Origin of the sequence: Pseudoalteromonas sp. 5Ae-yellow (assembly GCF_014077565.1) — a bacterium.
In the GTDB taxonomy this organism is placed as follows: Bacteria; Pseudomonadota; Gammaproteobacteria; order Enterobacterales; family Alteromonadaceae; genus Pseudoalteromonas.
Map to the genome: position 1 here is coordinate 72,818 of NZ_JACGWD010000008.1, position 10,523 is coordinate 83,340.

The 10,523-nt window shown below is 36.9% G+C and carries 12 protein-coding genes; 4 read left to right on the forward strand and 8 right to left on the reverse strand.

The annotated features are described in order from the left end of the window. Window positions 1-74: 74 nt before the first annotated feature. The 4 genes from H4J63_RS04095 to H4J63_RS04110 all read right to left on the reverse strand — a co-directional run bounded on the left by H4J63_RS04095 (window position 75) and on the right by H4J63_RS04110 (window position 2,029). Entirely contained in the window at window positions 75-425 is a 351-nt protein-coding gene (locus H4J63_RS04095; protein ID WP_002958007.1) for a DUF2750 domain-containing protein, read from the reverse strand. Between the two features lie 17 nt (window positions 426-442). Further along, window positions 443-1,021, reverse strand: a complete 579-nt coding sequence (locus tag H4J63_RS04100; RefSeq protein WP_024605976.1) for a glutathione S-transferase family protein — start codon at window positions 1,019-1,021, stop codon at window positions 443-445. 64 nt (window positions 1,022-1,085) lie between these two features. Continuing rightward, window positions 1,086-1,367 carry a peptidylprolyl isomerase gene (locus H4J63_RS04105; RefSeq protein ID WP_002958009.1) on the reverse strand — a complete coding sequence of 94 codons (282 nt, stop codon included), beginning with the start codon at window positions 1,365-1,367 and terminating at the stop codon, window positions 1,086-1,088. 86 nt (window positions 1,368-1,453) lie between these two features. Further along, window positions 1,454-2,029, reverse strand: a complete 576-nt coding sequence (locus tag H4J63_RS04110; protein ID WP_182194703.1) for a glutathione peroxidase — start codon at window positions 2,027-2,029, stop codon at window positions 1,454-1,456. Window positions 2,030-2,110: 81 nt separating this feature from the next. Between H4J63_RS04110 and H4J63_RS04115 the strand changes: the two genes are divergently transcribed. From H4J63_RS04115 to H4J63_RS04125, 3 genes are all read left to right on the forward strand, one after another. Then, window positions 2,111-2,599, forward strand: coding sequence for a GNAT family N-acetyltransferase (locus H4J63_RS04115; RefSeq protein WP_182194705.1), 489 nt, complete (start codon window positions 2,111-2,113; stop codon window positions 2,597-2,599). A 117-nt stretch (window positions 2,600-2,716) separates the two neighbouring features. After that, a complete protein-coding gene (locus tag H4J63_RS04120; RefSeq protein ID WP_182194708.1) occupies window positions 2,717-4,711 on the forward strand; it encodes an ATP-binding protein in 1,995 nt (664 codons plus the stop codon). A 54-nt stretch (window positions 4,712-4,765) separates the two neighbouring features. After that, complete coding sequence (locus H4J63_RS04125) at window positions 4,766-5,893, forward strand: PleD family two-component system response regulator (RefSeq protein ID WP_182194710.1); 1,128 nt, start codon at window positions 4,766-4,768, stop codon at window positions 5,891-5,893. Window positions 5,894-5,939: 46 nt separating this feature from the next. Here H4J63_RS04125 and queG read toward each other — a convergent pair whose 3' ends face one another. The 4 genes from queG to H4J63_RS04145 all read right to left on the reverse strand — a co-directional run bounded on the left by queG (window position 5,940) and on the right by H4J63_RS04145 (window position 9,973). Then, window positions 5,940-7,073: a tRNA epoxyqueuosine(34) reductase QueG gene (queG, locus tag H4J63_RS04130; RefSeq protein ID WP_182194712.1), complete on the reverse strand. Its 1,134-nt coding sequence runs from the start codon at window positions 7,071-7,073 to the stop codon at window positions 5,940-5,942. A gap of 66 nt (window positions 7,074-7,139) precedes the next feature. Next, window positions 7,140-8,360, reverse strand: coding sequence for a methyl-accepting chemotaxis protein (locus tag H4J63_RS04135; protein ID WP_182194714.1), 1,221 nt, complete (start codon window positions 8,358-8,360; stop codon window positions 7,140-7,142). Window positions 8,361-8,405: 45 nt separating this feature from the next. Then, on the reverse strand, window positions 8,406-9,110 hold the full coding sequence (locus H4J63_RS04140; protein ID WP_182194717.1) for a glycerophosphodiester phosphodiesterase family protein: 705 nt from the start codon (window positions 9,108-9,110) through the stop codon (window positions 8,406-8,408). Beyond that, window positions 9,107-9,973, reverse strand: coding sequence for a DMT family transporter (locus tag H4J63_RS04145; protein WP_182194720.1), 867 nt, complete (start codon window positions 9,971-9,973; stop codon window positions 9,107-9,109). The genes H4J63_RS04140 and H4J63_RS04145 overlap by 4 nt, the downstream gene beginning before the upstream one ends. Window positions 9,974-10,132: 159 nt before the next feature. Here H4J63_RS04145 and H4J63_RS04150 point away from each other — a divergent pair, with 159 nt between their 5' ends. Further along, on the forward strand, window positions 10,133-10,303 hold the full coding sequence (locus tag H4J63_RS04150) for a hypothetical protein (protein ID WP_182194723.1): 171 nt from the start codon (window positions 10,133-10,135) through the stop codon (window positions 10,301-10,303). Window positions 10,304-10,523 lie beyond the last annotated feature (220 nt).

Genomic DNA, 10,523 nt, shown 5'->3' on the forward strand with positions numbered 1-10,523 from the left:
GTTTTATTTTATACCCAACTAGCAGTAGATGCTAGTCGGGTTTTATTCGCTCTTAAAATAAAGCGTATAAAGTATTACTCACTTAAAGCGCGAGCTAAACCAGTAGGTTCAATCTCTGTACATACTTGGTCATCATTCCAGTTAATGCCAACAAGTGCGTTATCTTCATTTAAATCTTCAACCCATGCATCTAAAAATTCATCAAGATTTATTTCTACAGGGCTGTAGTCTTTCCACTCTTCTTTACATTGCGCTTTAGCTGCTTCTTCACTTTCCCAAAGCAGTAGTACGTCAGTTTCGTCAAATTGGTTAGAATCGCACACTACAAAGCCATTATCTTCTGCACCAAGTGCCCAAATTACTTCGCTAACACGTACTTTTTCTACAAAGTTAACTAGTTGTGATTCAATTTCGATATCGCTCATGTGTTTACCTTTTTAAATTAGTGACGAGGATTAGTATCTATTGCTGCTTGACGCTTGCCATATTGCTTATGAAAAGCAACAAGCTCTGAATACTGACTAAAGTCAGTTAATTCACGAAAGCAAATCCAATCAAGCAGGCAGTATAAACTGATGTTGAGGTATTCACAGCTTTTAAATTCTTCATCGCTTAAATGGGTATTTAAAAAGCTTAATGTTTGTTCAATTCGTTCGTTTTGCAAATTAAAAAAGAGTTTATCGCTTTTGGTGTCAAATCCAGAGCGTTCACATAGCAGCATTTCTACTAGCGAATCGTTACAGGCATTTATAGTCGTAAGTAAGTGCTCTTGCGGCCACGTTAGTTTTGGTTGTCCTGTTTTTTCAAGTAAATAGCGCAATATAGAATTAGAGTCACTAAGTGTTAAGTCGCCATCTACCAGAATGGGAATCTTTCGAGCTGGATTTTTACTGGCCATAGTAGGGCGATCTTGCTCAGAAAATATATCAAGACTCACAAGCTCTAGTTTACAGTTGTTTTGTTGTGCCCAAATTCTAATTCGGCGCACGTAAGGTGAAGGTACAGAACCAATTAATTGCATAATTACTCCATAAAAAAGCCGCATAAGCGGCTTTTATAAAACGTTACTTACGATACAGTTAAATTTATTCTGAACGGCTAGTAACTTCAAGTAAATGATAACCAAATTGAGTTTGCACAGGGCCTTGTACTTGGTTAATTGGAGCTGAAAACACAACTTTATCAAACTCTGGAACCATCATACCAGGACCAAACTCACCAAGAGCACCGCCATCTTGACCTGATGGGCAGTTTGAATGCGCTTTGGCTAATTCAGCAAAGTCTTCGCCTTGCTCAATTTTTGTTTTTAAGTCTAAGCATTGTGCTTCACTGTCTACAAGTATATGTCGTGCGCTTGCTACTGTCATAAAATCTCCCGAGTATAGTGTGGTGTTTTTTTAACCGAATTAAAATATCATTCTAGTTAGTTTCAACTAATTGTACCAGTATAAACTTATTTATCAGAAAGCACAGTTTCAATTGCAGCAATCATTTGTTCTGAATCAGGTGCTGCTTTGCTGTTAAACCGTAAAACCGTCTCACGATCAGCAGACACTAAGTACTTATAAAAGTTCCAATTTGGAGAGCTAGTTTGCTCATTCAAATATTTAAAAATTGGATTCGCTTCGCTACCACGAACTTCGCTTGTAGCAAACATAGGAAAGGTTACACCATAATTTACAAAGCATACTTTTGCAGTTTCTTTTTCACTATCCTCTTCTTGAAAAAAATCATCAGAAGGGAACCCTAATACGACTAAACCTTGTTCTTTGTATCGCTGATATAGCGCTTCAAGGCCTTTAAATTGGGGTGTAAAACCGCAGTTGCTTGCCGTGTTTACTATTAATAAAGGCTTATTTTTAAATTGGCATAAATTAATAGATTCTTTTGAGCGCAGCTTTCGAATATCGACATTGGTAAAATCTTGACAGTCTTGGGTAGAGGTTTGGTTTATAGTTGATGATGTTTCAGCTTGGAGTGAAGTATTAATAAATAAAGCCATTAATCCTATTATAATTTTTTTTAGCATTACATTACCTAAACTTTTCAATTGTTTGATTGGATAATCATACGCTAATATGGAACAAATTGATCAACCCCCAAATGACCTATGACAATCCGTTTAGCAACTATTAATGATCTTAATGAAATTGTAGCCATTTATAACGAAACCATTGCAGGTCGAATGGTAACTGCAGATACCGAAGAAGTTACTGTTGACGAAAAGCGTGACTGGTTTAATAGCCATAACGATAAAAGGCCTATTTATGTTTACTGCGAAAATAACCAAGTACTTGCTTGGGTAAGTTATAAATCGTTTTATGGGCGTCCTGCTTACGATGGCACAGTAGAGATGAGCATTTACATTACCCGTAAAGCACAAGGTAAAGGGCTTGGTAAAAAGCTAATGATATTTGCTCAAACACAAGCTAAGCAATTAAATATTAAAGTATTGCTTGGTTTTATTTTTAGTCATAATTTACCCAGTGTTAAATTGTTTAAGCATTTTGATTTTGAAATATGGGGCGAGCTACCAAGCGTTGCCATAATGGATAACAAGCCCTACAGCCTGACTATTTTTGGAAAGCATCTTAAATAAACTGTTTTATGAAACCTTGTAATATTTTTTTACAAAAAAAATAGGGCTTTATGTCAATTAAATAAAAATAGACTACGCTGTTAGGATATTAAGTTTATTAATTTGAAGTGTGGCTTGATGATTCGAAAAATATTAATTATTGATAGTAGTAGTGTCATCGCGATGCGTGTGAAAGTGCTTTTAGAATTAATAGGGTGTGAGGTCGAATTAATTCATTTCAGCATGCTAGACATGTATACCAATATAGGCGATTACGACTTAGTTGTTGTTGCCCATGGTGTGCCTGTTGATTCTATAAAACCGCTTGTAAGCGAAGTAGCGCAAGAGCGCTTTATGCTGCTTGCGCCAAAAGCACAAAGCGGTGAACAACTAACTGCGTTTAGCGAGCTAAATCATATTGCGCCTGACGCAACCGTGGTCTACCCATTTTTTTCTAATAAAGAAATGACTTCTCTTTTAGAGAGCCTATTAGAATTAGGCTCTAACCATATTTTGCAATTACCTACTATTTTACTCGTCGATCATGTTCCTGAACGTCTCGAAAAAATGAAAAATAGCTTAATCGGTGCTCATATCGAGACTCATACTGCAACAACCTCCGCAGAAGCTTTAGAAATTAGTAAAGAAAAGCAAATAGATATACTGATAAGCGATTTTATTTTAGATGACGGAACAGGTTTAGGAATTTTTTCAAATTTAAAAGTAACCCAACCGCATTGTCGTTGTTTGTTATTTACCTCACGCCCTGATCAAGTTTCAATGATCGACGCAATTCGTCAAGGCGTAGAAGACGTACTTATTAAACCTTTAAACGATAGCTCATTATTACAATCAATACATAAATTATGGCAAACAGAGTTATTAAAACGTCATAACGCAGAGCTTGTAGAAAGGCTACAAGATACGGTTGATGCACTGATTGAAAAAGACAGCCTACTTCAGGTTATTTATAAACATACGCCCGATGCAATTATGTTATTTGAAAAGTGCGGTAGAGTGATAGAAGCTAATGATGCTTGCTTGAGACTATTTAACTTACCGTTTAATGAACTCGAAGGTAAATCAGTATTTGATTTTTTAGATGATGATTCAATTTTAGGTATTAAAGATAAGATTTCGACATTAAATAGTAATCGACAATTTAGCTGCGATTTACGTTTATCTAAAACAGCAGGAGGTTATATACCTTTAGTTGGCTCTTTTAATGAGATAGATCACCATGGCGAAATAGCACTTGCGGTCATATTTAAAAATGTAACCCATCTTAAGCAAAAAGAGGATTTATTACTTGAAGCAAAAGATGTTCTTGAAGAGCAAGTAAGAGCGCGTACTTCACAACTCGAGCATGCTAAAAATGTGGCTGAGGCTGCAAACTTAAGTAAATCAGAATTTTTAGCAAACATGTCGCATGAACTTCGAACACCTATGCACTCTATTTTAAGCTTTTCGCGTTTTGGTTTAACTAAATTAGAAGCTGGAGATTTTGCAAAAGAAAAACTCATTAAGTATCTATCGCGAATAGAGAGTAGTGGTGAGCGTTTACTGTCGTTACTAAATAATTTACTCGATCTATCTAAGTTAGATGTGGGTAAGTTTCCATTTAATCCTCGTCCGTATAATCTAGCTAACATCATTAAAACAAGTATTGATGATGTATCTGGTACGGCAATGGAAAAAGAAATTGAGATTGTATTTACCGCACAGCTATTACCTGTAATTGCGCAATGTGATGAAGAGCAAATAAACCAGCTACTTCGAAACGTATTGGGTAATGCACTTAAATTTAGTGAACCAAAAAGTAAAATACAGGTAAATTTAGAGTCAGATAATAAACTTGCCACCATAAAGGTTACCGATAATGGGGTCGGTATACCAGAAGATGAACTAGAGCATATTTTTACTAAGTTTGTACAAAGCAGTAAAACAAATAGCGGTGCTGGTGGTACAGGGCTCGGTCTTGCTTTGTGTCGAGAGTTTGTATCTTTACACCAAGGTGAGATCACTGCACGTAACAACGAAAATGGTGGTGCAACTATATTTATACAAGTGCCATTAGAAATAAATCTAGACGAGCGTTTAGCTGAAGAACAGCTAATACAGCACAGTAATTAATTGTTTTTTGGCAAGCCAAGTAACTTTTTTGAGAATTTGAATGGATGATAAATTATGGCCTTAACTAAAATTCTTGCCGTCGATGACGAGCCTTTTAACCTTGAGATAATTGAAGAAATTTTAGAGGAGCTTGATTTTGAATTACAAGTAGCAACGAGTGGTCCTGAGTGTTTAAACATGGTTGAAGGCTATATGCCTCAGGTTATATTGCTCGACGTAAGTATGCCGCAAATGAACGGCTATGAAGTATGTAAGGCACTTAAAGCAAATCAAAATACAGCACACATAATTGTTGTGTTTGTATCGGCTCGGGGCACAGTTGAAGAGCGAATGGAAGGCTACTCGGTTGGTGCAGAAGACTATATTGTAAAACCCTTTGGCCATGATGAACTCAAGTCAAAGCTTAAAAATTTAAATCAAGTACTCGTTGAAAAACAAAGCCTAGAAAAGCAAGTTGAAGATGCAACATCAACTGCATTTAATGCAATGGCCAATAGCAGTGAAATGGGGCAAATAGTTAACTACGTTGAAAACATAGGCTTTATTAACGATCCTCAAGAGCTAGGTAAAGCGCTTGTAGATTGCCTGCAGTCTTTTGATTTACAAAGCAATGTAGAATTTAGAGAAAATAATGAAATTAGCCACTTTGCGCTAAACGGCGTGTGTTCACCTATTGTGGTGGAGCTATTTGAAATGCTGAAAAACAAAGGGCGCTTACATGAGTTTTCGCACCGAATTTTAGTTAACTATGAATTGATTAGCTTACTCATTTTAAATATGCCCGATCATGACCCTGATAAGCATGGTCGTATACGCGACCACGTATGTTTTATTGTCAGTGTTACCGAGCAGCAGCTACGCGCCATCATGACCAAGAAAATGCTTGAATCACAACGAGCGAAACTTAATGCCGTAGCAAGTACTGTTCATAGTAAGTTTCATAGCTTAATTAGCTTGTTGAATGAAAACCGTCAAAACAACGAAAAAGTGTTTAAACAGTTACAAGAAGAGCTCGAAGAACGTATCCCATCAATGGGACTGGATGAAGATCAGGAGGTGTTTATTTATAAAAAAGTAGATGACACTATCCAAAACTCAGTAGCAAGAGAAGAGTCTGTTAAACAAGTCAAAGCAGCTTTTGCTGAAATTGAGCAAGACCTGTCATTGCTTTTAAAGAGCTAAATATAATTAATTAAATAATGTTACTTTAAGGCTTACTCCAACTGCATTATGCATCTCTGGGTAAGCCTTTTTCTACGATTCTGATTAACCTAGCCGTTTTACGAGTTTGTAATCGTTGTTTATCGTTTTGTTGAGCAAGCGCCCATTCAATATGTTCTAAAACAAGCTCGCTGGATATTTGGCTTTTATCTTGTAAAGCATGAATAATAGCCGGGCTAAACTCTGCATTACCTAAACCGACCGCTATATTACGTAACCAACGTTCGTGACCTATGCGGCGAATAGGGCTGCCTTCGGTATTTTTTAAAAATGTAGGCTCATCCCAAGCAAATAGCTCAAGTAAATCTTTATTTTTTAATTGAGTACGGGGATGAAAGTCATTTTCATCCGTTATTTGTCCATAACGATTCCAAGGGCATACCAACTGGCAATCATCACAACCATAGATACGGTTGCCTAATAAAGTTCGGTATTGTTCGGGTATGGGTCCTTGGTGTTCTATCGTTAAGTACGATATGCATTTACGTGCATCAACAACGTAAGGCTCTACAATTGCACCTGTTGGGCAAAGCGTAATACAAGCAACGCATTTACCGCATCCCTCAAAGGTGTTCTCTGCATCTATTGGTAGGGGTAAATCAATAAATAGCTCGCCTAAAAAAAACCACGATCCTGCTTCTTGATTAATTAATAAAGAATGCTTACCACGCCAACCTAAACCGGCTTTTTCGGCGAGTTGACGTTCAAGTACAGGAGCTGAATCTACAAAGGGCCTAAAGCCATATTCGCCAATTTCTTGTTCTATTTTTTGACCTAGTTTTTTTAAACGATTACGCATTAATTTATGGTAATCACGACCCAGTGCATAGCGGCTGATGTATGCTTTTTCTTTATTTTTTAAGGTTTTTGCAAAGCCAGCATCGGGAGGGAGATAGTTCATTTTTACAGATATAACACGCTGTGTACCAGGTACTAATTCAGCAGGGCGAGCGCGTTTCATGCCGTGAGTAGCCATGTAACCCATCGAGCCGTGGTAGCCAGCATCAAGCCAGCGTTGCAGTTGGGCTTCGTGCTTAGATAGGTCAATATCAGTAATACCTACTTCGCTAAAACCAAGCTCTTGCCCCCAGGTTTTTATTTGCAGGGCTAATTTTTCATAGTCTGGGGTAGGGTTGCTCACACACTTCACACACTTAAATTAATAGCTGCGTAATTTACCATATTTCTCTGAGCCCGAAAACGCTTCTTAGCGGACAAAGCGCTTTAACTGTTGTTGGGTTTGTAAGCTTAACTGTTGAGATTGTTGGCAATCGCTAAGGGCTGTATCTATTTGCTGTTTAGCTTGCTCACCTAGCGCTACAATTTGTTCTACCGATTGGTGAGTATCGGTTTGAGTATCTTCAAGCATATGCACCGCGTTAGCTATTTGTTGTAACTGTTGTTGGTTGTGCTCAAATTCACTCAGCATTTTAGTAAAGCCATCACAGGTTGCACTAATTGAGCTTTGTGCATTATTGGAGTGGGTAATTAATTGCTCTGACTCTTTATTCGTCTCGTTTACTAAATCATTCATTTGAGTAATAAAGTCACTTATTTGCCTAGTTGCGCCACTCACTTTTATTGAAAGCGTGCGTACTTCGTCTGCAACTACGGCAAATCCTCTGCCAGCTTCACCCGCTCTAGCTGCTTCTATTGCGGCGTTGAGGGCTAACAAATTAGTTTGATCAGAAAACTCTTCAACCATTTTTAAAATACTACGAATGTTTTCACTGTTCTCTTTTAGTCCCGCAATTGTATTTGAAAAGCTACCTAGCATATTAGTAATCAGTTTTACCTGCTCTACTAAAGCAGCGAGTTCTGACGCAGATAGTTTTACAAAGTTAAGGTGTTCATTATTAACGTTATGTACGCTATCTGTATTATTTACTATGTCTTGTAAGCTTTGGGTTATTTGCATACTGGCATTAATAATACTGTGGCTTAACTGTATTTGTTGCTCACTTGATTGCTCAGTATTTTTCATTGATTCAGTGACTTGTGTATTGCTGTGTGCACTCGCTTGAGCACTGTTATATGTTGTGCTGAGTAACTCACTTAAATGGGCAGTAAATATATTGTATTGTGAACTTAAATCTTTAAATTCGTCATACGAAAAGTGGGGAAGTTTTGCTGCTAAATTTGCATCTTGTTGGTTTATTTCTATCAAAGTATCGCGCATAGCAGTAACAGGGCGAACAATTAAAAAACGCATATAAAAAAGAGTAAAAATAAAACCAGATATAATCACAAGCGTAAGCAGCCAAAATAGCCCTGTACTTTGCTGTTGTTCGCTTAAACTCTGATGCAGCCAAAGTAACGTAATTGCTTGGAACAATAATACAAAACTTAAATTACCGACTATTTTACGGGTTAACGTAAAAAAGAATGTTTGCTCTATATAGTTATAAATTTTCATGAAACCACTCATTATGCTCAAGCCCTACGATTGTTATTTAAGTGAGGGGAATGTAAGTTAGCCTTTTTGTAACGACAACAAGTAAGCTTTGGTTCGCGCTGGGTAATTTGTAAAAATTCCGTCTATGCCATACTCAAGCATTAGCGCTATATCTTGTTCTCTATCGACCGTATAAGCATAAATCTTTAGGCCTCTTTTTTTTGCATCCTCTGCAAAGGCCTTATTTATAAAGGTTTTATCTGCATGTACGCTATAAGCGTTTAAATCACTAGCAAACTTTGCATAGTTAATTGGAATAGAAGAAGTAAGGGCGCCTATTTTAAGCCATGGTAGCTTGTTTTTAAGCCACTGTAGTTGATGATGATCAAACGATGATACTAAAATATTGGCTTTCGATATTTTTTTAGCTTCAATGTTTTGTTCTAATTGAGCCACAAACCTTTCTAGTGCAAACGTGTGTTTAAGCTCAATATTTAATAAAGATTTATTGTTATTCCAATCAAACAACTGTTGAAGAGTAGGAATTTTTTCGCCATTTCCAGCATCAAGTTTAGAGAGTTCATGTGCCGTAAAGTTACTCACCCTACCTTTACCGCTGGTGGTTCTATCGAGCCATGAGTCGTGTATTAACATGTAATCATCTAAGGAACTTTGAATATCTACTTCAATACCATCAACACCTACTTTTAACGCTTCTAAAATAGCGCTTTCGGTGTTTTCAGGAAAATCCCCACTGGCACCACGGTGTGCAAATACTTTCATTGTCGAGCCTTTTTAGTGATTGACCACGTTTCAAAACAAGCGGCACTAACAATAAGTGCTCCACCAACTAACGTCATAACAGTAGGACGTTCATGAATAATTACTATAGCCAGTATGGTGCCATAAAGTGGTTGTAAGCAAGAAATTAACCCAGCGGTTGCCGCTGATAAATGCTTTAAACTTGCTGCAAATAATGAGTGAGGTGTAGCCGTAAAAATAATACCCGCTATAGCAATTAAAATCAGATCATGATCACTAACCTCATACACAGGCACTTCAATAAATGCGCACAGCATAATACTTGCCACTAAGGTTTGATAAAACATCGTTTGCGGCCCGCCATATTGGCTAAAGTAGCGCTTATGAGTAATGTTTCTGATTGAAAAAAACAATGCCGATATTACACCTGTCATTATACCTAGGGTTACATCGTCGCCTAAGTTTGCATTTGGGACTAATAGGTAAATACCTAAAACAACTACCACCGCACTTATTATATCTTTTGCTTTTGGCCTGCTTTTATTAAATAAGGGCTCTAAAAACACCGTCATTACGGGGTAGCTAAAAAACGCCAGCATCCCAATTGTTATACCGGCCATTTGCATACCAGCAAAATAGGTTACCCAGTGAATACCCACCGCAACTCCTAAAAATAATGCAATAAGGTAGTCTTTAGGCTTGTTTAGTTTAATTTGTTTTTTTTGAAAATAAAGCATGGCTAAAATAGCCATTCCTGCAATTGCAGTTCTGTAAACGGTAATATCTAAAGCATTTAAACCAATAAGTTTGGCAAATAGAGCGGTCCCGCCAAAAAGTAATACCGCTATGTGTAAATAAATTAAACTTTGTTGCTGAGGCTGCATTTAGTTTCCTTGTTGTACTTTTTGAATATATTAACATTGCTTAAAAATTCTTAAGATGAATTTTTTACCGCATGACAAAAGTCATTAAAGTTGATGACACTTCACACTCTTATTATTTTTGTACGTGGGCATAGTTACCTTACTCAACAGGAGGTAATTATGAATTATTTAATTTTAATCAGCTTAACTATTAATGAAGTGCTAGAGGCGTTAAGTTTTACTATTACGTACGCAGATTGCTTTATGCTGGTATGCATTTTTATGTTATTTATATTTATTAATAAAAATAGTGCTATAAGTAAAAATAATATGCCAGAGGTATTAGTATGAGCTCGTTAAGCAGCTTTTCTCAACAAAGCGATAAAGGTTTTTGGAAATATGGACATTTAATTTTTACCGGCTTTTATTTACTCCCGCTAATAATTAGAGGGCGTTCAGAATTCTGTGTCAGCCTAAGTTGCTAAATATCTAGCACACCATCTAACCTACCTTCGAAGTGGATGGCCAATTGCGACAATGTCAGATTCCAATTATGGATTGGCATTGTCCA

Coding starts and splice junctions, on each gene's coding strand:
- H4J63_RS04145 (WP_182194720.1), bottom strand. CDS start 9,973: ATGCAGCCTCAGCAACAAAGTTTAATTTATTTACACATAGCGGTATTA.
- H4J63_RS04110 (WP_182194703.1), bottom strand. CDS start 2,029: ATGCTAAAAAAAATTATAATAGGATTAATGGCTTTATTTATTAATACT.
- H4J63_RS04135 (WP_182194714.1), bottom strand. CDS start 8,360: ATGAGTGGTTTCATGAAAATTTATAACTATATAGAGCAAACATTCTTT.
- H4J63_RS04115 (WP_182194705.1), top strand. CDS start 2,111: ATGACAATCCGTTTAGCAACTATTAATGATCTTAATGAAATTGTAGCC.
- H4J63_RS04150 (WP_182194723.1), top strand. CDS start 10,133: ATGAATTATTTAATTTTAATCAGCTTAACTATTAATGAAGTGCTAGAG.
- H4J63_RS04125 (WP_182194710.1), top strand. CDS start 4,766: ATGGCCTTAACTAAAATTCTTGCCGTCGATGACGAGCCTTTTAACCTT.
- H4J63_RS04140 (WP_182194717.1), bottom strand. CDS start 9,110: ATGAAAGTATTTGCACACCGTGGTGCCAGTGGGGATTTTCCTGAAAAC.
- H4J63_RS04120 (WP_182194708.1), top strand. CDS start 2,717: ATGATTCGAAAAATATTAATTATTGATAGTAGTAGTGTCATCGCGATG.
- H4J63_RS04105 (WP_002958009.1), bottom strand. CDS start 1,367: ATGACAGTAGCAAGCGCACGACATATACTTGTAGACAGTGAAGCACAA.
- H4J63_RS04100 (WP_024605976.1), bottom strand. CDS start 1,021: ATGCAATTAATTGGTTCTGTACCTTCACCTTACGTGCGCCGAATTAGA.
- H4J63_RS04095 (WP_002958007.1), bottom strand. CDS start 425: ATGAGCGATATCGAAATTGAATCACAACTAGTTAACTTTGTAGAAAAA.